Raw genomic sequence first — 20,938 nt, 5'->3', positions numbered from 1 at the left:
CGGGCGTCAGCCTTCCAGCTTGAGGGCGGCGACCGGGCAGATGAGCACCGAGTCGGCTGCCTGCTGCCGCAGGTCCGGCGGGAGCTCCCCGTCGGCCAGCAGGACCAGGTCGCCGTGCTCGTCCAGCTTCAGCAGGTCGGGCGCGGCGCCCTCGCACACGCCGTGCCCTTCGCAGCGGTCGCGATCGACGATCAGCCTCATCGTGGCCGTCCCCCTCAGGTGTCGGTCGGCTGTACCGGGTCAGCGGTGCCGAGGTCAGCGGTGCAGGGTGGTCGGGAGCGCGGCGATGCCGCGGATGGTGTTGTGCCTGCGCCAGGTCGGCTCGGCGACCTCGATCCGGCGCACCTTCGCGGCCAGTTCCGCGAGCAGCGCGTGCGCCTCCAGCCGGGCCAGGCCTTGGCCGACGCAGCCGTGGATCCCGTGGCCGAAGGCGAGGTGGCCCGCCGCGTCGCGCCGGCCGGCGTCGAAGGTGTCCGGGTCGTCCCAGCGCAGCTCGTCGCGGTTGGCCGAGGCGTAGAGCAGGAACACCCGCGAGCCGGCGGGCAGGGTGACCCCGCCCAGGTCGTGGTCGGCCGTCACCAGCCGGCAGAAGCCGCGTGCGGGGGTCTCCAGGCGGACGACCTCGTTGAACGCGTTCGGGATCAGCGAGTGGTCGGCGCGGACCCGGTCCCACTGCTCGGGGTGGGTGCCGAACAGCCACAGCGTGCTCGCCAGGGCGCTGACCGTGGTGTCCAGGGACGGCACCAGGAAGTCGCCGAGCAGGGTGGGCAGCCGCTCGGCGGGGATCTCCCCGGCGTCGACGGCGGCGGCCAGGTTCGCGCCCCAGCTGCCCTCGCGCAGGTCGCGCTCGGTGGCGATCCGGTCCAGGTACCCCCACAGCGACCGGAGCACCGGCATCCCGGCCAGGGTGCGCTCGTTCATCGGGCCGAGCGCGTTGAACCCGGCCGCCGCCCAGTCGAGCAGTTTCGTGTGGTCGCTTTCCGCCCAGCCCAGCAGATCGGGCACCAGGGAAACCGGGAACCACTGCGCGAAATGCGGAACGGCGTCGAAGCTGCCACGCTCGATCAGTTCGTCGACCAGCTTTGCCGCTTTCGCCCGGACGAATTCCTGGTGTTGCCGCAGTGCTTTCGGGGTCAATTGTCGGCCGAGTACCCTGCGCAGGTCGTCGTGCGCGGGCGGATCACTGGCGATGGTGCCGCCGGCCATCACCCGGTTCAGCTCGTCGCTCAGGCCGACGCCGGATGCCGAGGAGAACGTCTCGTGGTCGTGCAGTGCGTCGTAGACCTCGCGGTAGCGGGGGACGGCCCACACGCCGTACTGGTCCAGCCACACGGCGGGGCCCTGTCCGCGCAGCACCCGGTAGTTCTCGTACGGCTCCAGCACCGATTCGTCGGAATAGAGGTCGATCGTGGAGGCGGGGCTTGTGGTGGTCACTGTCGACTGGCCTTCCCGGGCTGCGGGCGGAGATTCTGCGATCTGCGCCGGTCGGGAACCGCGGTCGAGTGCCGCGGATATCTGAACCCGGTTAATGGTCGAGTACCGCGGCGAGCAGCGTCAAGGTCCCGAAGTTCAGGTCTTGGCAAACTTCTGCCGGGCCGCTGTCAATTCGCCGTCGCGTGCGCCGCGATTGCCTTGACGGCGGGAACCGGGGTGCGGCGGGATGGTGGGGGGGCGAGAGTGGCCCTGGCAGTGCCGGTCTCAGCTCGGCCTCCCTCACCGGCGACGGCTGCCAGATGATTGCCCGGAGTGCGGTCCGGCGCGTGCCGGGTCGCCCGGCGGGTGCGGACGTCCGAGCGGGCCGGTCCGCCGGAACGGATCAACCAGACAGGAGCACTTCCGATGTCGAGCAAGCCGCTCAACCTCGCCGTGATCATCGGCAGCGTGCGGGAGGGCCGGTTCGGCCCAGTCGTCGCGAACTGGCTGGCCGAGCAGGCCACCCAGCACGGCCAGTTCCAGGTCGAACTGGTCGACCTGGCCGACACCGACCTCCCGCTGGTCCTCGGCCCGGAGCCGCCCGCGATCGCCACCACCGACCAGCGGCCCGCCGCCATGGCCGGGCTGACCGCCAAGCTCGCCGCGGCCGACGCGTACCTCGTGGTGACCCCGGAGTACAACCACAGCTTCCCGGCCTCGTTGAAGGCCGCCATCGACTGGCACTTCGCCGAGTGGCGCGCCAAGCCGATCGGTTTCGCGTCCTACGGCGGCCAGGCGGGCGGTCTGCGCGCCGTCGAGGCGCTGCGCCTGGTCTTCGCCGAGCTGCACGCGGTCACGGTGCGCGACGGCGTGGCCTTCCCGAACTACTGGGAGCTGTTCGACGAGGAGGGCGGGCTGCTCGACGCGGGCCCCGTCGAGGAGGCCGCCAAGACCCTGCTCGACCAGTTGGTGTGGTGGGGCGAGGCGCTGCGCAACGCCCGAGAAGCCAAGCCATACTTGGCGTGATCGGACAACTCGGGGAGCGGCAGATGAGCGAACTGGTCGACCGGACGATCACCGTCCTGCGCAGCAGCCACGACGACCTGGACGCCATGGTCGCCGGGTTGTCGGAGGCCGACCTGCAACGGCGGTCGGCCGCGGCGGACTGGACGGTCGCGCAGGTCTTCAGCCACCTGGGCAGCGGCGCGGAACTGCTGTCGGCGACGCTGGAGGAGGCGCTCACCGGTGCCGAACCCACCGAGACCCCCGAGCAGGTCTGGGCGCGGTGGAACGCGTTGCCGCCCCGGGAGCAGGCTGCCGGGTTCCGGGCGGCCGACGACGAGTTGGTGCGGCGCTTCGAGGCCTTGGACGCGCAGGCCCGCGCGAACCTGAAGATCGACCTCGGGTTCCTGGGCGAACCGCTGGACGTGGCGGGGGTCGGTGCGCTGCGGCTGAACGAGGTCGCACTGCACGGCTGGGACGTGCGGGCGGCGTTCGACCCGGCAGCGGTGGTGGCGTCGGACGCGGTCGAGTTCCTGTACCGGACGCTGGACCTGCTGATCGGGATGATCGGCAGGCCGGCGGAGTTGCAGGGGCGGCAGGGCGTCGTCGAGGTCGTGACGACCGGGCCGGCGCGCACGTTCTGGCTCGACCTGCGCGAGACCGCCGCGATCACCGACGCCCCGGCCACGCCGGTGGTGGGCAGGCTGACCCTGCCCGCCGAGGCGTTCCTCCGGCTGGCGGCCGGCCGGCTCGCACCGGAACGCACGCCGCCGGGGACGATCTTGACCAGCGACAGCCTGTCGCTGGACGATCTCCGTCGGGTGTTCCCCGGGTTCTGAGGGCCCGGGTCACCGCCGGCCTTTCCAAGCGCTGGGTCGGGCCACCTCCACGACCGGGGGTCGGGCCCAGCGCGCGGCCGGCCTCGTGAGCGCCCCCCGCACACGAGGCCGGCCGCCTCCCCGCCGCAACCCGTTCGCGGGAGGCGTGCGGATGGGCTTGGGGAGCGCCAGAAGTCGGCGCACAGGCCCTGGACCGCGTTGAGCCGCAATGGGTTCGCATCCGAATCGACGCCCTGCGCCTCGTTCCACTTGGCGACCGACACGTCCACCGGCCGGCCGTCGCCGGTGTGGTCGGCGAAGTACATTCGCGGGTGGGCGTGGCCGTTGAGAGCCCACTCCACCGACTTCCACCGGCGAGGTGGCCGGGCGTTCGCCGACGGGGTGGGCCGCCCGTGCGACCGCGCACACGGACAGCGCGACGAATCGCCGCATTCCATTGTTCACACCATTCTGCCCCGCGTTGCTCCGGGCGCGCCCCTGGCCCGACCGCCGCCCTCGCTCGCGAGCGGAACGAAATGGAGTCCGCGGCACGCGAACCGATGTCCGCGATCCCCCGATCGCCTTCCTGCGGTTGAGAAGGGCTCGCCGGCAGGGCAGGGCAGGCCCGGCCGCGCCGGCAGGCGAGGAATCGCCAGTCATGATCACGGGTCGTAGCCGCCCGGACCCCCGGGCATCGGCTGGTCGGGCAGCGGAAGTTTCCAGACGCGGTGGAATTCATTCAGCGGCCGATGGGCCGCGCCGCTTGTTCAGATTGAAGAAACCGATGCTATTCTTGGCTGCGGAGACTTCGGGAATAACATTTTTGCGGAAAGGGCGACGCCCATGCGCGAGGCGCGTGAACTCCTGGACGCCCCCGTTCAAGGGCGCGAGTCGACCCTCAAGCGGCTGATCATCGAGATCATGGTGAAATCCGACCGGCAATCGCAGCTCTCCCGCCGGGCCGGCGTGTCGCAGGGGCTCGTCTCGGCGGCCATCGCGGACCTCGCCAAGGAGGGCGTCGTCGAAGTCGACGCGCCGGGCAGCGGCCGGGCCAGGGGCAAGGTGCGACTGAGCCCCATGCGCGGCGTGGCGGTCGGCATCGACCTCGGGTTCAACCACATCTCGGTGGCGGCCAGACCGGTGGACCACCCGCACGACCGCATCGCCGCCCGGACCGAGAGCCCGGGAGCCAACGTCGGCCTCCGCCGCCTGCTGCCCGAGGTGCTCCGGCTGGTCAGGGAAGCGGTCGAGGAGACCGGGCAGGACATCGCCGATGTCGTGTCGGCGGGCTTGGCGGTGCCGCGCATGGTGGACCCGCGGACCGGGCGGTTCGCCACGCCGGTCCTGCCGCCGTGGGAGGCGGACGACCAGCCCGCGAACGAGCTCGCGGTCGAACTGGGCGTGCCGGTGGTGATGGACAACGACGCCAACCTCGGCGCGCTGGCGGAGCAGACCTACACCTCGGAAGACGCGGTGGAGCACGTCGTGTACGTGAAGGCGTCGACCGGCGTGGGCATCGGCATCGTCGTGGGGGCGAACCTGGTGCGCGGGCAGCGTGGCATGGCCGGGGAGATCGGTCACCTGACCATCGACCCGGACGGCGAGATGTGCCTGTGCGGCGGGCGGGGCTGCCTGGACACGCTGGTCGGCGCGGAGTCCTTGCTGGCCAAGGTGAAGCAGTCCCAACGGGGCACCGCCCGGGACGTTCCGACGACGCTGGCCGCGTTGGTCCTGCGGGCGCGCAACGGCGACGCGGTCTGCACCCGCGTGCTCAACGACGCCGGCCGCGTGCTGGGGTTCGCGCTCGCGCAACTGTGCAACCTGATCAATCCGCACCGGATCGTCCTCGGCGGCGAACTCGCGGAGGCCCGGTCCATGGTCCTCGACAGTTGTCGGCAGGAGCTGACCCGGTTCGCCCTGTCCGGCGCGGTGGCGCCGACGGCCGACTTCGAGCTGCGCACCAGCACGCTGAGCCCGTACGCGGAAGCGCAGGGCGCGCTGATCCTCGGCCTGCGGTCTCGGTCATCGAATTGAACTGTCCGACCCGGTCGGCCACACCGCGGCAGTTCAATTCGGCGGACTACCGGCCGTCGCGCGCGGGTGAACACACCGAAACACGCACCACCTGACCGGGCGGCGGCGGAGACCACGGTCGGATGACAGCGTGGCCCATTCACGACGAAGGCATTCGACCGCTGGAAGCCGAACATTCGGATGGGATACGCTTGCGCTCCCAACACGCCTCACTCATGAGCAGGGCCTACCATGGACTTGATGCGACGGATCCGCGCGCGGTCGACCGGCGGAAATGACGCGGCGAATGCGAATTCACCGGCAGACTCGGGGGACGCGCACTACGAGCCCCCCGTCGTGATCGACATCGGCGACGTGCGGCGGGTCACCCTCGGCAGCTCGTCCAGCGGTAATGCGGACGCGAATTCCCAGTACTACTGGTAGCCGACAGCCGCAGCCGTGACCTCCCTGTCCGCGAACCCCCAGGCCCCCACGGGAACGACACCCCGGGCACCTGGGTTCCTCGGCAGCTACCCGGCGGACCGCACGCTCGCGGCGGCCGGGAGCGCCTCCGGGGTGTGGCCGGATCTACCCGCGCTGATCGCCTGGGGCCCGTGGCGGTCCGGCGAGTTCCGCTCGGCCCGGTGCCCGGCGGGCCGGGTCTTGGTCGTCGGCGACTGCCTGGCCGACGACACCCGCCTGCACACCGACCTGGCCGCCGCGCTGCGCGCGAACCGGCCGGAATTGGTGACGCGGTGGCCGGGCAGCTACCTCGCCGTGGTCGTCACCGACCGCGAACTGGTCGCGTTCACCGACTTGGCCGGGCAGCACCCGCTGTACTTCCACGCCGACGACGGCGGCGTCGTGTTCGGCACGAGCCCCCTGCGCACCGCCGAGGCCGCGGGCATCGGGACGAACCCGGACCCGTTGGTCGTCGCCGCGGACATCTTCTGCTCTTCTGTGCCGAGCCTCACCGTCAACCGGACGGCGCTCGCCGGGCTCCACCGGCTCGACGCGGGCGAGGCGCTGCGGGTGTCCTCGACCGGCTCGGTGACCAGGTGGGCCTACGCGCCGCCGACCCCGGACCCGACCATGTCCGCCGAGGACTGCGCCACCGGGCTCCGGGAAGCGCTGGACGTCGCGGTAGCCGCCCGGATGGCGCGTGGCGGGTCGGTCAGCGCGGACTTCAGCGGCGGTCTGGACTCGACGTCGATCGCGTTCCTGGCGGCGCGCCACCGTCGCGAGCCGCTGCCCGTCTTCGCCTACCACCACCCGGACGCGCCGGCCGACGACCTCAGCCACGCGCTGCACAACGCCAGGCTGAGCCGGCACCTGCGCCTGGAGGTCGTTCGCGGCACCGGCGACACGCTGGCGTACCAGAACCTGGCTGCCGCGGCGTGCGACGAACTGCCCGACTTCGCCACCACCGTGCGCGAGCGCAACCGCCTGCGCCTGCGCCACGTCGCGGCGACGGGCGGTCGCGTGCACCTGGGAGGCGAAGGCGCGGACGCCCTTGTCGTCGCACCGCCCTCCTACCTCGGCGACCTGGCCGGTACCGGTCAGGTGGGCCGGCTGCTGGCGGACACCCGCTCGTGGGCGAAGCTGCGCAACGACTCCCCGGGCAGGGTGCTGACGCGGGCGGTCCGGCTGTCCCGGACACCCATGCGGGGTGCCCTGCTCGACCTGGCCCAGCGGCTGCGACGCGGCGACGCCCGGCACCCGGACTGGGTGGACGCGATCTCGTGGTGGCCCGCGCCGGGGCTGGAGACCGGCTGGCTGTCCTCGGCGGCACGGCGGATGCTCGCCGACTTCGTGCACGCCCACGCCGGCCGGCACCCGGACACCGCCGGGCCGGGCGTCGCCGACTTCACCGCGTGGCACGACCTGCGCAGGTCGGGCGCGGTGCAGCGGCAGTTGGGCGAGTTGGCGCGCCCGTTCGGTGTCTGGCCGCAGGCTCCGTTCCTGGACAACGACGTGATTCGCGCGTGCACCGCGCTCCCGGCACATCGCCGCGCCTCGGGGACGGAGTTCAAACCGTTGCTGCGCACCGCGTTGCGGGAACGGGTGCCCGCCGACGCGCTGCGCCGACGCACCAAGGGCAACTACCTCGGCGAGGACTACCGGGGTGTCCGGGCGGCGGCGCCGACGATCCGCGCGATGCTCCGCGATAGCCGGCTGGCCGACCTGGGGCTGATCGAGCCGCGGTCGGTGCTCGCCTCGGTGGAGCGCACCCTGGCGGGTGCCGGGACGCCCTTCCCGGCGTTCAACCGCCTCATCGCCTACGACCTGTGGCTCGGAGCGGTCGGGTGAGGCAGCCCACCGTGGTGCACGTTCCCTGCCACGTCCACGCCGCCGCGGCGGCCAGCGGGGCGACGTTCCTGCTGGACGGCAGATCGGGGCAGTGGCACGTGCTGAACGCGACCGCGACGGCGCTGTGGCGGGAACTCGGCCGCCTCGGCGACGTCGAGCACGTCATCGGCACCGCAGCCGCGCAGTACGCGCAGCCCACCGCCGACGTGTTCCGGGCCGACGCCCGACACGTGGTCGGGGACATGCTGGCGCGAGGACTGATCGCGCCGGGCGTGGGTGCGTCACGACCGCCGATGACCTCGCCGGAACGCCCCGAAGGCATCCTGAACGCCGGCTGGGCGCAACGGGCACCCTCGGTCCGTGAGCACGCGGGTCTGCTGATCGCCCTGGTGTTGCTGCGCCTGCCGTTCCACCTCACGACCCGTCTGATCGAGCTGCTGTTGGGCCGCTGGTGCTCGCGCGCCGCGACGGTCGCGGAGGCGGTGTCGACGGTCGCGGCGGTCGACGCGGCGGCGGATCGACACTTCGGGCGGGTGGCGTGCTTGGAACGTTCGCTGGGCGCGGTGGTCACCGCCGCCTTGTCCCGTCAGCGGATGCGGTGGGTCATCGGAGCCGCCGAAGATCCCGTGCGATTCCACGCGTGGGTGGAGGTCGACGGGCTGATGGTGGACCGGTCACCGGAGTGGACCGCGGTTGGCTTCGTCAAAGTTCTGACGCTGTGAGCGAAAGGTGCCCAGGCCGCGCCGGGACATTCCCGGCGCGGCCTGGGCACCTCCAGCGCGGCCTACCGCAGCCACACCCCGCTCGGCAGCATGTCACCCGTGAGCAGCACGATCAGGACGACGGCGACTGCCGTGACCACCCCGCGAAGGGCACGCATCAAATCCGGTAGGCGGCAACTGGCGGTGAACTCAACTCGCACCTTCATGATTTCTCCTCACCCTGGTCAAACCACTGTGCAGGAACGTGGAGTGCACCGCAAACAAGCTTCCGATGACCGTTTCGCGCTATCCGGAGGCTCGCCTTCGAAATGTAGAAGCACCCTCTCGCCATATTCTTCTCGTCGCACTGTCAAGTTGAACGACAAGGCACGCACCACCCGGTTCGGGACAGCCAGTTCGAAGCCCGCGCGGCCGTCGGCGTCGACAACCGGGCTCGCACCGCCGCCGTCGAGGCCGGCTGAACCGGCGACGCGGCCGTGGGCGGCATCAGATCGCACAGCGACAGCCGAACCACCTGGGTGAGGTGCCTTCCGACCGCCGGGCCCGCGAATGTGAAGACTCACGGTCACCGGATGCCGAATGCGTCATCAGTCCGGGTGATACCGATCGCATGGGAGCCGCTGGGCGGCTGGGAGCCGTCCACCGCCGAGAAACACCCGAACGGCGCAGCCTCTACGTCAGCGGGAAAGGACGATGAGATCGTCGATCACCCGTTCCGGCCCGCCCCAGGTGGTCGACAGCGCCATGGGCGCGTTCACGCGGCACCCAGTCCACCAGATCGACGGCCTCCGCCGGGGTGAACACCTGCCGGGCGGGTGTCCGCTCCGCCCGCGGCACGCAACGGCTGAGCGGCAGGTGCGTGCGTTGCACCGGTCGGGTCGAGGCCGGAAAGGGCGGTGCGGCACTGTTCTCAGGTGGTGTTGGTTGATGATGAGCGGGTGGTCGGTGGCTTCGTGCCCGACGGTGCTGACGAGCCGTTCGGCGTGGCAGTCGACTCGTGGACACCGTGGTGGATCTCCACGATCTTGATGGCGGCGTCGGCGAGGACGGCGATGTGCACGTAGCGCGTGGCGAGCTCGCCAACCTCGTAGTCCCGGAGGCCCGCTGCGCAAGTCCGATCCAGCCCGACACCTGACCGTGACGCCTCAAGGACGGGCAGGGGCGCCCCTGCCCGTCCTTGGTCGGCTGATCACACGCTCAGTGACAGGGGCGCTCGTTTCGCAGTCCCGCACACGATCAGAGGAAGGTCGTCACCGCGACCGGCACCGCCAGACCTGACAGGCCGTTGAGCAGGCAGTCGAGGTTGGGGTTGGCCGCTCCGACCGTCTGTGAGGTGGTGCCGGCCAGGGTGCCGCCGGTTTGCCAGGTGGTCAGCTGCACGGTGCCGTCGAGCACGTTGGTGCGTACGGTGAAGTCGAACGTCGTCTGCTCGCCGCCCGGGGACCATTCGATGACTCCCGAGCCGGTGATGGTGAGCAGCAGGTTGCACGGGACGCCGCCGAGGCTGGACACGGTGCCCGTGACGGGCGTGGCCACGCCGCCGGCCAATTGCGGCTGTGAGCCGTTGGGGGACAGGCAGTTCGACAGGCTGGCGACGGCGACCACCGACGCCGAGGTCTGCACGGCGGTCAGCGGTGGGCTGAAGCTCAGTTGCACGTTGATGGTGCAGGCCAGGCTGGCGACCGCGGCTTCGGCGGGCGGCGGGACCGCCGCGGCGGAACCCAGCGCGAGGATGGAGGCGGCGGCCACCGCCCAGGCCCTGAACCGGTTGCGCGTAGTCGTTCCCAGGTGTCTCGGCATGTGCTGCTCCCGACTGGATGACAAGCAACTAGTAACAACTCGACCACTCTCGGTGATCGACGCGCAAGCGGCCGAAGGAGTTGTGATGAACGATGTGAGCGCGACAGAGGTGAACCCCCACGGTCGCTGTGGCGCGGAAGGGCGTCATGATCCGTCGACGGGGGGCGGCCCGACGACGCCGGAGTGCCCGACGAGATCGTCGAGGTATCCGGGTAGGGAGCCGGGGCGGGCGTCGTCGGCCGAGAAGCGTGCGCTGCGCTGTTGCCAGTCGTAGTTGCCGCGCACCACCGACATCAGAGCTGTGCGCACGTAGCGGTCGACCCGATCGCACTGCTCGGCGGTGAGGTCGAGCGCAGCGCAGGTCCGGGACGTGCGGTCGCGCAGCCGCCGGAAGGCCGCGAGGCGGGCTTCGACCATTCGCTGGACGCGCGCGACAGCCGGTCCGCGTTCTGCTTCGTGGTGCCGTTCGAGGAGGAGCACGGCGTTGAGGGTTTCGCCCCGGGCGCTTTCCTTGATCGTGGAGGCCACGTCGTTGCACAGGACGACGATCTCGGTGGCCAGGTCCCGCATCGCCTGCACGTGGTGGCTGTGCAGGACCTCGTCCGGGATCTCGAAGTGCTGGGTGCGTTCGCACAGGTCGTACACGGGCGTGGTGCCTATGGTCATCGCGCGCAGCCGGAGGTAGTCCTCCACCGACTCGCCGGACATGCCTTCCCGCGCGACGGATTCCTCCAGGTTCCCGACAAAGTACCGGCGCCACTCGCGGGCCGCCCTGACCCGCCATGCCGACGACATCCCCTGACACGACCGGTTCCACAGATCCGCCCAGGCCGCGACCACGGGGCCGGCCCCCTCGGGGGCGGGGCCGGCGGGCAGGGATGTCAGGTGCAGCAACCGCTTGCTGACCGCGACCGCCTCGGCCCGCAGGCCACCGGGGTGGTCGAACTGGTCGTCGAACAGGAAGAAGAACCCCATGACGTCCGCGCCCAGGCGCAGGTCCTCGCCTCGGGCATCGGGGAAGAAGCGGCCGGCCAGTTCGGTGAGCCGCCACCCGTCCACCCGCCGTGCGGACGCGTCACTCCGGAGCATCCCGTGCCGGCGCAGCCACGCCATCGAGCCCGGGTGCACCGCGGACACGTCCGGGCTGATCGCGCGGGGGAACGGGATGTGGAACGCCGTCTGCTGCGGCGTGGCCGGTCTGCCCACCTGCTCCGCCTTCCTCCGGTCGGTAGGGCCAGGATCACGGAGACAGATCCGGAAAGGCAACGGCCGACAAGGTGTCCACCCGAACGGCCCGCGACCCGCGTCGCCGGCCCCGCCGCCGAAGCCTTGCTGGACAACGAACTGGCCGAGACACCGTGGACTGGCTGAAGAACAACACCTCCACGGCCGAGATAGAACCCGGGCATTGCCTGCGCCTACCCACCAAGGGGTCCTTTGTTCGAGGTCCCGCTCTCCCGGATCGGCTGCCGTGACTGGAACATCTCCGGCGTCGAGGGCGTGATACGTCATCCGTCGCCGCAGCGACCACTACTTCGCCATCCTGAGGACACACTGCCGTGCCGCCGCCCTGTTGTGCAGCGCGATCGGCCACCCCTGCGTGTGCAGGGAAGGCACGGCACGTCGGAGATGCCCAGGCCCCAGCGCGCGTACGGACCAACCCTGCTCGCTCGGGGCAGACCACGCGCGAGGTCGACGCGTTCAGTGGTTGGCGCTGGACGTGGGGAAGCGGGCGGCGAGGCCGTCGAGCTGTGCGGGATCGCTGCCGGTGCGGAGGCTCAGTTCCGGTTCTCCGAGCCAGTCGCGTACATAGTGGATCAGGTGCGGTAGTCGCACGGCTGTCGCCTGTGTGAGCAGGCCAGTGACCCGGGCCGGACCGGGCGGCTCTGGGTGGGTCACCGCGGGTGGTTCGGTGGCGGACTCATCGAGCACCACGTCCACAGCGCTGTAGTCGGTGTCGGCAAGTTCACCGTGCACGGTGCGTACCGCAGTGCGCAGGTCATCCACCTCATCCCGGCCCACTCCGAGAGCGGAGAGCTGGTCGTCGCTCAGTTCGCGGACCTCGCGCACGACTTGGCGCAGCAGGTCGAACTCGCCTGTCCGCAGCCGGACGACACCTTCGCCGGAAAGCTCCCGACCGTCAGAGGTCATCGAAGTAGTCCCTTCCGTTCTTCGGCGTGAACACCGTGCCCCGGTCACCATCCTCGATCACCAGGGCGTCCTTGTCGGGATCCCAGTGGGCGGCTCGTCCGCCACCGGGGTACTTGGTTTCCACGTTCGGCACCTGCCGGTCGAGCACACCGTCGACGTAGTAGACGAGGTCTCCCTCGCGCACGCCCCGGACGTAGTGGTCGCCATCGCCCTTGAGCGCCCGTTGATCTGCGTGCCGGACGATCTCCTTGGCAGCGGGCTCCACCGCGACCTTGTCGCGGACGTCGGTTTCCAGTGGACGTTCTTCGCGCAGCGAGCGCCTGGCGGTTCCCTCGGCCGGTTCGTCCTGGCGTGTTTCCACGGCGGCCTCGGCGGCCTCGGCGGCCTCGGCGCGCCGGTCGGGTGCGGCCGGCTCCTCGACGGGTCTGTTCTTGTCCGCACTCATCGGTCACCTTGTGTCTGATCAGTGAGGTTGAGCGTGGCCAACGGCCACGTGGTGCTCAGGCCCAGGAAGCCGGTGACTGCGAGGAACCGCTGATCCAAGGGCTGCACACGGCTCAGCTCGGCCAACGCCTGTTCGTGGACCGGCGGTGTGCCCGCACCGGTGATCACCGTGTCGTCGGGCAGCCAGCTGTCGGGGTGGGCCTCCAGGTCCGTGAGCTGCTCGGCCGCGGTGTCGCCGGTCAGGTGGAGGCCGCGGTCGGCCCAGCTCGCCGTGTCGGGGTGCGGACCGGTGTCAGGGCCTGCTTCCACGAGCGCCCGCACCACGTCCAGCCATCGGTACTTGCCGGCCTGCCACTGCGCCTCCGCCCCGTCGCACGTCGTGGCGTCCCCGCGCACGGTGGCCAACGCCGACGCCGCGACGTGCTCGGCGAGCGCCTCGGGTTGGTAGTGCGCCGCCAGCCCGGTGTAGCGGAGGTCCACCGCGGTCTGCACGCGGTGGGCGATGGCGCACTCGAGGGTACGGGCGTCGAACCTCGCGGTGAGGCTCACCAGCCACTTCCGCTCCGGTCGGGGAGCCGGGCGCCCCACGAGGTGCGCCACGACGAGGAGTTCGATCCACAACACGAGTCGTGGGTCTTCGGCGGCGGTCGCGCCGGCGTCGACCTCGCGCAGCAGGCACGCCCGCGCACGACAGGTCGGGCCGCACGCGACGCTTCGGGTATCCCGGATGGCAGGGGCACGGCCGGGCACGCGCTTCTCACGGTCCTCGCCCAGCGGCACGCTCAGCCGCACGGGACGGTCCATGCCGTCGGCGAACACCACCGCCCGCCCGGGCGGCAACGACACGACGTGCCGGGACTGCGCCTCGTCGAGGTTCATGGTCGCGCCGACGACGTCCCGGTCGTCTGCGGCGGGCAACCGGTGGACGATCTTCAACGCGGTGTTCTTGACGACGTCCGGCACGATCTTCGACGGGATCTGCTCGGCCACCACGATGCCTTCGCCGTAGGCGCGGATCTCGGCCAGCAGGGCGGTGAACAGCTCCACCGCGTGCGCGGTCGGCGAGCCCGGCTCGGCACGCTTGAGCAGCCTGTGCGCCTCCTCCAGCACGGTGACGTGCCGGAGCCCACCGCTCGGACCCTCGGACCTGCGGGATCGCAGGTGTTCGTGCAGCCGGATCAGCACCGCGCCGATGAAGAACGCCTTGTCCTGATCGTTGCCGACGTCCTCGATCTCCAGCACCACGTTGCGCCGCAACAGGTCCGTGACGTCGAGCGGGTGGCCGCCCTCGAAGAACCGGCCGGGGGTGCCCAGCCGCAACCCACCCAGCCGCACGTCGATGAAGCCCCGGACGTTGTCGGTGACCTCCTTGCCGTACCCGACGCCCTCGACCACCTCCAGGGCCGCTCGCCTCAGGTCGGCCAGGGTCGGGTACTTCGGCGTCACGCCTGGTAGGCGCGACCCGCCCACCACGGTGTTCCAGCCCAGCTCGGTGTAGCAGCGGTTCAACGCGAGGCTGAGCACCTGCGGGAACGGCTCGTCGGCGTCGAACGCGGCGAGGAACAGCGCCCGCACCAGGTCGATGTGCGTCTGGATCGGGAAACCCGGCTCCGGCTCCAGGGGGTTGAGGCCGACCGGGACGGCGTCCGGCGCACCCGGCCTGATCACCGTCACCACGTCCTCGCCGATGCGGCCCGCCATCGCCGCGTACTCCGCCTTCGCGGGCTCCACGACAAGCCACGGCACACCCGCGTGGTGCAACCGCTCCAGCAGGTGCCGCACGGTCTGCGACTTGCCCGCGCCGGTCGAGCCCGCGACGAACGTGTGGCGGTTCAAGGTGCTTCCTGCGACCGTGAACCGGCCCGCCGCCTGGTCCGCGTCGTCGAGCACGGTGCCGAGTTCGAGGAACCCGCTCGTCTCCGGGGTGAGGTCGAACCTGGCGGGCTCGGTCAGTCGGATGCCGGGAAGCTCCTGCTTGGGCGGCCGCGCCAGCGCGGCCAGCAACTCGCCACTCGCGGGAAACGGTGATCTCGGGACGACCGCGGTCAACGCGCGTTCGAAGGAGTCCGTCGCGTCTGCTGCGGCGAGTGTGTAGGGCAGGTCGTCCAAGTCGCTCGCACCGCACAACAACGCCGCCACTCGCCGCGCCGAGACGGTGTCGCGCCCCGCGACCAGGACGTGGACGGCCCACAAGCCGGTTGGCAGCGCGCGAGACAGCTCGCGGTAGCTGCCTTCGGCGCGGTGCAGGGCGATCCGACTGGACTCCAGCCGAGTCTCCCTGCGGAGCACCGGGATCGTGACCTCCAACGTGGACAACTCGTCGTCGACGTGACCCGCCGGAAGGGGTTGCGCTGCGGTCAGCCAGACGAACGACTCGCCCAGGTGCGCGACGTAGTCGTCGAACGCACCTCGGGACGGCGGACGTCGTCTGTCGTCCACCGGTTGCCGCAGCGCGTCGAATCGGCCGGTGCAGCGCACCCAGGCGGGGAAGCTGCGCCAACCGGCGACGACCTCTGCGGAGTCGACCACCTCCGCGGTGCTGCCCGGCGGGTACAGCGGCGCGAGCACGTCGCCCACCACACCGGTACCGGGACCGGGTGGGAACCCGGGGCTCCCGCCGAACAACACCCGGACTTGCGGATCGCCCTCGTCCCGCTGCCACGCCGCGAAAACCAGGCCGCTGCCGGAAAGACCGGCATGTGCCGCGGTCAGTGCGGCGAACAACTGCCCGGGCGCGGGATCAGGATCGGTCCGGCACGGCGCCGACCTCAGCCGGAGCACCCGGGCACCGTCGAAGGCGCTCGGCTCAAGCACTTCGGGCCTCGTCCCGCCACCGAGTGCCGCCGACCACGCGCGACAGCAAGGTGATCCCCGGGTTGCAGTCGGCCAGCACGATCCTGCGCCGGCCGACACCGTTGTGCTCGACGAGGATGAACGCCGTCGGCGGCAGGTCCTGGAGCTGCGTGGGTTCGACGGTGAACTCGTAGACCCGCGACTCGGTGGTGCCGGTGCTCTCCGAATCGGCGAGTGAGTAGTTGACCGTGTGCTGCCAGGTATCCGACCGTGACGTGGCTGTGCCCGCCGAACTGCTTTCGCTGCCCGCCTTGCGGTCGAACCACCGGGCGGGTGCCGGTCGGCTGCGGTGTGTTCCCTCGTTGTGCGAGGCGCTGCTCTGAGTTCCGGTGGCATCGCTGTGGCCCTCGGTGAAGCTCTGCCCGACCTGACGGGTGATCTGGCTGATCTTGAAGGTGTGCTCACGGCCGATGAACTCGGCCGCCACCTTCGCCTCCTCGTGATTGCCCAGCCTCATCAGGATCGTCGCGCTGTCGTCCCCGCCGAGCAGCCGCGTCACGTCGTCGCGCAGGTGCTCCAACATCAGCACCAGGCGCACACCACAACGCCGCGCCTGGCGGGCCAGCTCCTCCACCGCCGCCGGCCCGATCCGGTCCGCGCCGGCTACGAACACCACGTTCCCGCCGGCCTGTTGCGGGCGCACGCGCACGGCGTGCAGCACCCGCTCGAACAACACCCGGTCGAGGAAGTCCTTGCGGCGAGGGTGCGGCCCCTCGGTGGCCAGCACGGTCAAACCCGGGCCGGACCACGCCACCGGCTCGCCAAGCGGCCCCTCGGCGGCGAGCAGTTCAACCAGGTTCGTCAGGGCGTGCAATGCGTTGACAACCCGGTCCGTGCTGCCAACGGCGTCGATCTGGGCGGTGAGCCGGCGTGCTTCCAGCGGGGTCAGCGGGCTCTCGGCGCCGTAGTGGCCACGGACCACGCGCAGACCTGCCGCAAGACGCGCGAACGTGATCGGACCCTCCAGGCTCCTGGCGATCGCGGCGAGGATCGAGGCGTCGACCACCCGGAGGTCGGCGGCATCGGCACCGGACCGCCTGGTCGCCACCGCACCCGCCACCACCTCGGCCACCTCATCGGAGTCGAGCCCGCGCAACAAGGTGCCGTCGTCGCGCGACAACGCCACCGCCGACACCGGCAGACCCACCGCACCGGCGAAGCCCGCCAGGTCGTCGGCGACGCGCCGCTCACTGAGGTCCACGACCAACACCGAGTCGCCGGCCCGCAGCAGGGAACTGCCCACCGTCGTGACCAGGCTGGCCCAGCCGTCACCGGTGCCGCCGAACACCTCCACCCGCGCCGCCGTCACCGACGGCCGCAGCGGGAGCCACTCCTTGGCGACCGCCCGAGCCGCCAACACCCGCTCCCGGGCCGCCATCCGGCTGCGCCACTCGCCGACGCGGTGACGGAACTGGTCGAACCGGAAGTCACGCTCCCGCGCGGCGGCCCTCATCCGCGACCGCGGCACCGCGACCTGCCGCACAAGAACCATCGTGAGACCCACGACCAGCCACCCCGACAGCGCGACGTCCACGGCGCCCGGGAGCGGCAGCGCCCACCCGCCCCACGCCACCACACCGACACCGGCCGACGTCCACGGCACCTGCCGCAGACGTCGCCTGCGCAACTGCCACGCCGCGGCGACCTCGGCAGGCTCGCGCCACTCGGGAGCCGGCTCCGGCACCTCGGTGAACTCGGGCAGCGGCGCGAACTCCCAGCCCCACCGCTCGACCCCGTCGAACAGCCCTCTCACCAGCGGGGCACCACCCGAGACCCGCTGCAACGGCACGACGGGGAGACGGACCGTGAGGTCGTCGTCGACGTCCCCGGAAACACCTTCCCCCGCCGACGGCACACCGACCACCGCAGCTGACCTCCCCTCGCCCACCCCCGAGCGACCCTAGCGGCGAATCACCCCGCGCTACACAATTGTGGCCCTCAGTCACCAGATCGGATCACGGCGGATCCGCAGAATTGCCGAGAGCCGCGGGGTGTGGGGCGGACTACCCCGTTCGCGCGGTGACGACCACCGAGTTGCTCAACGTGCCGATTGGCGGTCCACCGCCTCTCGGCATCGAGAGACCAACTCGAGTTTCTGTTCCCAACCTGCAAGATCTCGACAGGGGTGCGGCACAGGTCCTTCTTCGAAGAGTCTGATGCCCGCCGCAGCGCGGGCTGTGGCGGGCATCGGACGCGACTGTCGCGGAGGAAGGCGCAACTCCTGCCGGAGGGGTGTACAACGGGCGATCAATGCGCAAGCCCTGCCGGGATGTGTCGCCTGGATCGCGTCACGAGACGCCGGGCCGGCGTTCCTCGCGGATGATTGCCGGCGAGCACATCGGGCTGACCATCCACAGCGGACTCATCACCTCTCGCCGCCGCGCCCTCCTGACATCACCTCCTTGCCGACCAATCGCCTTTCTCCGGTTGTGCTCGCTGGTTTGCCTTGCGCGGCAACGCGGCGAGGCATCGGAGGGGAGCGCTCCCGTGCCTCCACCCGGCGGGCCGTCCTCGCGTGGTCACCTCGTCGCGCCCACGCCGGCGGATCGAGCCGGCGGTCCGCACCACCGGGGCGAGGGCGGCGATCCCGCGTGGGGCGTGGTGGACGGCGCGGGGGGACCACGGGCTGCTCGGCTCCGACACCGAAGTTGGCGGCGATGATCGCGTCGAACTCCGCTCGCACCCATGCCGCCTCGGTGCAGACCAAGTCGGCGAAGTCGCTCTGGTCGGTCTCGGGCAGCCTCCCGCGCTCTGTTCCCGCGAGGCGGGGAACGCTCGTGCCGTCCATCTCGATCACTCCCACGGGTCGGAAGACGACCTTGCCACCGTGTACGACCACATCGCTGGACTGCGCGGCCGCCTCGGCACCGACCTCACCAACGACGCCGAACGGCGGTCACCGGCTGCGACGCGATCCGGTGACCGGTCAGCCCCCGCTTCGTTCGCCGTCGCGACTGTCGAAAGTCGGCTCGTGCCCGGCCCACTTCGCGAGCCGACGGGTGACGTCGGTGCTCGCTGCGGCATTGGCCTGGGTAGTGGGGTGCTGGTGTGCGTCGGCGTGTCTGCCGGTGAGCACGGCACGGAACCAGGTGGCGACGGTGTCGGGGGCGGGCAGCACATCGCCGTCCAGTGAGGCGGTAATCAGCAGGTCATCGCCGCAGCCGGCTTCCACCGCGAGTGCCCAGCCGCGCTCGGCGGCCCAGATCAGCGCCACGTCCCCGTCCGCGTGGCCGGGCAGCCGCTGATCCAGTGCGATGTAGGCGCTGGGCGCGTCGGCCCACTCGCACCAGGCCGCTTCCGCTCCGGCGCCCACCGCGGCGGCGATCCGGGCGGTGTAGTGGCGCAAACCGTGCTCTGCCAGCTCGGGCAGGACTTCGTCGCCCCCTGGCCCGTCGGCGTGTTCGACGACGGGCATCAGGAGTACGGCACAGTCCCGGTCAGTCAGACGGCCTGGTGTTTCCGCACGCCTGGGTTGGGTGGCCAGGTGCGGCGGCTGTTCGATAGTCAGAGTCATTGTCATCGGTGTCCTCGGCGGGTGGCCACCGCGCCACGTGCGGCGGTTCGAACGCCGTCAGCTCGGTTCGCTGGGTCAAGTTCGTTGTGGTGTGGGCGGGTCTGCGCTGGGCGGCGACCGATCCCGACCTCGCCTGAACCCATCGCAACGGTGGCACCGCTGGAGAGATCGGTTCGGCTGGCCGTGGCGGCGTGGGTCAGCGCCGGTTCGCTGGCACGATCGGGGCGAACTCAAAGAGCACCCGGTCCTCGCCCCGCGCACAGCGGGGCGAGGAGCTCCTCCCGGGGGCTGTCCGTGCAACGGACACAATGGCGATCACCGTGATCAGCTCGGTGATCACGCCGCCGGATCAGGCGTTGATCTCCTTGCGGGTGGCCTGCCCGGCGCTGATCTCGATCTTGCGGGGCTTGGCCTGTTCCGCGATCGGGATCCGCAGCGTGAGCACGCCCGCGTTGTAGTCGGCGTTGATCCGGTTGGTGTCCAGGGTGTCGCCGAGGAACAGCTGTCGCGAGAACACTCCCAGCGGCCGCTCGGACACCTGCATCTCCACCGACTGGTCGGTCGCGGTGGGGCGGCGCTCGGCCTTGACGGTGAGCACGTTGCGCTCGATGTTCAGCTCGATCGCGTCGGGGTCGACGCCGGGCAGGTCGAAGGCGACGACGAACTCGTCCCCGGCGCGGTAGGCGTCGAGCGGCATCGCGGTGGGACGCGACCAGGTGCCCGTGGTGTTGGTGAACAGCTGCTGGGTCAGCCGGTCGAACTCCCGGAACGGGTCGGTGCGCATCAACATGACGTTCCCTCCCTTGTGGTCTCGGCTCTGGTGTCGACGCACACCACAGATCTATCATGTCATCGAAGGGATGACAAGTACCTATGTCGTTGAAAGGATGACATGTGAGCGATCATGTGGGCGACTACACCGCTGTCGAGGCACTCGCCCTGGTCCAGGACGTGCGGGCCCGAACCCGTGCGGGCGCGGGTAGTCCTGGTGACCTGGTGGCGGCACTGGCGGTGCTGCGCGAGTTGCGGGAGGAGTTGGCCGGCTGGGAGCCCGAGCTGATCACTGCGGCCCGCTCGCAGAAGGTCAGCTGGGCCGCGCTGGCTCCCGCGCTCGGGGTGACCAGCCGCCAGGCCGCCGAACGCCGCTACCTGCGCCTGCGGCCAACCGGCACCGGCGAGCAGACCGGCGAGGAACGGGTACGCGCCCAGCGCGACAAACGCGCTGGTGACCGGGCGGTCGCCGCCTGGGCCCGCGACAACGCCACGGTCCTGCGCCAGCTGGCCGGTCAGGTCAGCTCCGTACGGGGCCTGTCCGATCACGCCCAGCACCACGTCGACCTGGTCGGTCAGGCACTCGCCGAGGACGACCCGGCCGGCCTGCTGCCCCCGCTGGCCGACACGCACCCCTACCTGACGGCCACGCACGCCGGCCTGGCCGCCCGGGTCCAGTCCCTCACCGACCAGGCGACCCAGATCCGCCACACCACCCACGTGCTGCGGTCAGGCTCACCACCGGTGGCGGAGCAGTAGATCAACGATCCCGCGGCCTCCGGAAGACCTAGACGAGGGCCGGTTCCGACGGCGTGGGACTGGAGCGTCCGCGAGCCGCGCGACGTCGTCCAATGGGGTCCTATGTGGACGACGGCTGGCGAGCCGGGTGCGGAGTGGGGGTGCCGACGACGGCTGAGGTCTGCATGCCCGCGTTGCACCTGCTCCGGTCGGCTTCGGCACACGGCGACACCTCGCCGGTGCAGACGGCTGAACACGGCCGCCCGCTTGGAGCCTGAAATACCCCCTGCCTCGTCCTGCTCGCGCCCCTGTGGTCGGAGGAGTCCCGCCGCGCCCACCAGCCATCACTCTCAAGCTCCGAGGGACGATCGACCGGCTCGCCGACGCCC

General features: G+C 71.0%; 18 protein-coding genes. 7 read left to right on the top strand and 11 right to left on the bottom strand.

What is annotated here, in order from left to right:
• Nucleotides 1-6: 6 nt before the first annotated feature.
• Nucleotides 7-201 carry a ferredoxin gene (locus tag BN6_RS26455; protein WP_015102845.1) on the bottom strand — a complete coding sequence of 65 codons (195 nt, stop codon included), beginning with the start codon at nucleotides 199-201 and terminating at the stop codon, nucleotides 7-9.
• Nucleotides 202-255: 54 nt separating this feature from the next.
• Nucleotides 256-1,434 (bottom strand): cytochrome P450, encoded by a 1,179-nt coding sequence (locus BN6_RS26450; RefSeq protein ID WP_015102844.1) that lies wholly within the window; start codon nucleotides 1,432-1,434, stop codon nucleotides 256-258.
• A gap of 405 nt (nucleotides 1,435-1,839) precedes the next feature.
• Between BN6_RS26450 and BN6_RS26445 the strand changes: the two genes are divergently transcribed.
• The 6 genes from BN6_RS26445 (at nucleotide 1,840) to BN6_RS44145 (ending at nucleotide 8,278) form a co-directional block, all read left to right on the top strand.
• Nucleotides 1,840-2,439: an NADPH-dependent FMN reductase gene (locus BN6_RS26445; protein WP_015102843.1), complete on the top strand. Its 600-nt coding sequence runs from the start codon at nucleotides 1,840-1,842 to the stop codon at nucleotides 2,437-2,439.
• Between the two features lie 23 nt (nucleotides 2,440-2,462).
• The gene (locus BN6_RS26440) at nucleotides 2,463-3,254 is read left to right on the top strand and encodes a maleylpyruvate isomerase family mycothiol-dependent enzyme (protein ID WP_015102842.1); all 792 of its coding nucleotides are present in this window, start codon (nucleotides 2,463-2,465) and stop codon (nucleotides 3,252-3,254) included.
• An 822-nt stretch (nucleotides 3,255-4,076) separates the two neighbouring features.
• A complete protein-coding gene (locus tag BN6_RS26435; RefSeq protein WP_015102841.1) occupies nucleotides 4,077-5,267 on the top strand; it encodes an ROK family protein in 1,191 nt (396 codons plus the stop codon).
• Nucleotides 5,268-5,507: 240 nt separating this feature from the next.
• Nucleotides 5,508-5,690: a lasso RiPP family leader peptide-containing protein gene (locus BN6_RS26430; RefSeq protein WP_148303019.1), complete on the top strand. Its 183-nt coding sequence runs from the start codon at nucleotides 5,508-5,510 to the stop codon at nucleotides 5,688-5,690.
• Between the two features lie 15 nt (nucleotides 5,691-5,705).
• The gene (locus tag BN6_RS26425) at nucleotides 5,706-7,556 is read left to right on the top strand and encodes an asparagine synthase-related protein (RefSeq protein WP_015102840.1); all 1,851 of its coding nucleotides are present in this window, start codon (nucleotides 5,706-5,708) and stop codon (nucleotides 7,554-7,556) included.
• Nucleotides 7,553-8,278: a lasso peptide biosynthesis B2 protein gene (locus BN6_RS44145; protein WP_015102839.1), complete on the top strand. Its 726-nt coding sequence runs from the start codon at nucleotides 7,553-7,555 to the stop codon at nucleotides 8,276-8,278. The genes BN6_RS26425 and BN6_RS44145 overlap by 4 nt, the downstream gene beginning before the upstream one ends.
• 62 nt (nucleotides 8,279-8,340) lie before the next feature.
• On the opposite strand, the gene BN6_RS46970 is transcribed toward BN6_RS44145, so the two are convergent.
• The 9 genes from BN6_RS46970 to BN6_RS26380 all read right to left on the bottom strand — a co-directional run bounded on the left by BN6_RS46970 (nucleotide 8,341) and on the right by BN6_RS26380 (nucleotide 19,830).
• On the bottom strand, nucleotides 8,341-8,484 hold the full coding sequence (locus BN6_RS46970) for a hypothetical protein (RefSeq protein WP_158509436.1): 144 nt from the start codon (nucleotides 8,482-8,484) through the stop codon (nucleotides 8,341-8,343).
• A 1,030-nt stretch (nucleotides 8,485-9,514) separates the two neighbouring features.
• Nucleotides 9,515-10,027 carry a hypothetical protein gene (locus BN6_RS26415; protein ID WP_041314118.1) on the bottom strand — a complete coding sequence of 171 codons (513 nt, stop codon included), beginning with the start codon at nucleotides 10,025-10,027 and terminating at the stop codon, nucleotides 9,515-9,517.
• A 195-nt stretch (nucleotides 10,028-10,222) separates the two neighbouring features.
• Nucleotides 10,223-11,284 carry a (-)-beta-caryophyllene synthase gene (gene ptlA / locus BN6_RS26410; RefSeq protein ID WP_015102836.1) on the bottom strand — a complete coding sequence of 354 codons (1,062 nt, stop codon included), beginning with the start codon at nucleotides 11,282-11,284 and terminating at the stop codon, nucleotides 10,223-10,225.
• Between the two features lie 495 nt (nucleotides 11,285-11,779).
• A complete protein-coding gene (locus BN6_RS26405; protein WP_015102835.1) occupies nucleotides 11,780-12,229 on the bottom strand; it encodes a hypothetical protein in 450 nt (149 codons plus the stop codon).
• Nucleotides 12,219-12,674, bottom strand: a complete 456-nt coding sequence (locus BN6_RS26400; protein ID WP_015102834.1) for a hypothetical protein — start codon at nucleotides 12,672-12,674, stop codon at nucleotides 12,219-12,221. Before BN6_RS26400 ends, BN6_RS26405 begins: the two co-directional genes overlap by 11 nt.
• Nucleotides 12,671-15,241, bottom strand: a complete 2,571-nt coding sequence (locus BN6_RS26395; RefSeq protein WP_197540197.1) for an ATP-binding protein — start codon at nucleotides 15,239-15,241, stop codon at nucleotides 12,671-12,673. Before BN6_RS26395 ends, BN6_RS26400 begins: the two co-directional genes overlap by 4 nt.
• A 238-nt stretch (nucleotides 15,242-15,479) precedes the next feature.
• Nucleotides 15,480-17,390 carry a hypothetical protein gene (locus tag BN6_RS48070; protein ID WP_051075745.1) on the bottom strand — a complete coding sequence of 637 codons (1,911 nt, stop codon included), beginning with the start codon at nucleotides 17,388-17,390 and terminating at the stop codon, nucleotides 15,480-15,482.
• Between the two features lie 1,062 nt (nucleotides 17,391-18,452).
• A complete protein-coding gene (locus tag BN6_RS26385; RefSeq protein ID WP_051075744.1) occupies nucleotides 18,453-18,941 on the bottom strand; it encodes a DUF6292 family protein in 489 nt (162 codons plus the stop codon).
• A 448-nt stretch (nucleotides 18,942-19,389) separates the two neighbouring features.
• Complete coding sequence (locus tag BN6_RS26380; RefSeq protein ID WP_015102829.1) at nucleotides 19,390-19,830, bottom strand: Hsp20/alpha crystallin family protein; 441 nt, start codon at nucleotides 19,828-19,830, stop codon at nucleotides 19,390-19,392.
• A gap of 104 nt (nucleotides 19,831-19,934) precedes the next feature.
• Between BN6_RS26380 and BN6_RS26375 the strand changes: the two genes are divergently transcribed.
• Nucleotides 19,935-20,570, top strand: coding sequence for a hypothetical protein (locus BN6_RS26375; protein ID WP_015102828.1), 636 nt, complete (start codon nucleotides 19,935-19,937; stop codon nucleotides 20,568-20,570).
• Nucleotides 20,571-20,938 lie beyond the last annotated feature (368 nt).

Source organism: Saccharothrix espanaensis DSM 44229, assembly GCF_000328705.1.
GTDB classification, from domain to species: Bacteria; Actinomycetota; Actinomycetes; order Mycobacteriales; family Pseudonocardiaceae; genus Actinosynnema; species Actinosynnema espanaense.
This window is presented reverse-complemented; position numbering and strand designations above follow the sequence as displayed.

What these genes read in the sequence shown, in the direction of transcription:
- BN6_RS26440 (WP_015102842.1), top strand. Translation starts at nt 2,463, where the DNA reads ATGAGCGAACTGGTCGACCGGACGATCACCGTCCTGCGCAGCAGCCAC.
- BN6_RS26430 (WP_148303019.1), top strand. Translation starts at nt 5,508, where the DNA reads ATGCGACGGATCCGCGCGCGGTCGACCGGCGGAAATGACGCGGCGAAT.
- BN6_RS26455 (WP_015102845.1), bottom strand. Translation starts at nt 201, where the DNA reads ATGAGGCTGATCGTCGATCGCGACCGCTGCGAAGGGCACGGCGTGTGC.
- BN6_RS26380 (WP_015102829.1), bottom strand. Translation starts at nt 19,830, where the DNA reads ATGTTGATGCGCACCGACCCGTTCCGGGAGTTCGACCGGCTGACCCAG.
- BN6_RS26435 (WP_015102841.1), top strand. Translation starts at nt 4,077, where the DNA reads ATGCGCGAGGCGCGTGAACTCCTGGACGCCCCCGTTCAAGGGCGCGAG.
- BN6_RS26445 (WP_015102843.1), top strand. Translation starts at nt 1,840, where the DNA reads ATGTCGAGCAAGCCGCTCAACCTCGCCGTGATCATCGGCAGCGTGCGG.
- BN6_RS26405 (WP_015102835.1), bottom strand. Translation starts at nt 12,229, where the DNA reads ATGACCTCTGACGGTCGGGAGCTTTCCGGCGAAGGTGTCGTCCGGCTG.
- BN6_RS26400 (WP_015102834.1), bottom strand. Translation starts at nt 12,674, where the DNA reads ATGAGTGCGGACAAGAACAGACCCGTCGAGGAGCCGGCCGCACCCGAC.
- BN6_RS46970 (WP_158509436.1), bottom strand. Translation starts at nt 8,484, where the DNA reads ATGAAGGTGCGAGTTGAGTTCACCGCCAGTTGCCGCCTACCGGATTTG.
- BN6_RS26385 (WP_051075744.1), bottom strand. Translation starts at nt 18,941, where the DNA reads ATGCCCGTCGTCGAACACGCCGACGGGCCAGGGGGCGACGAAGTCCTG.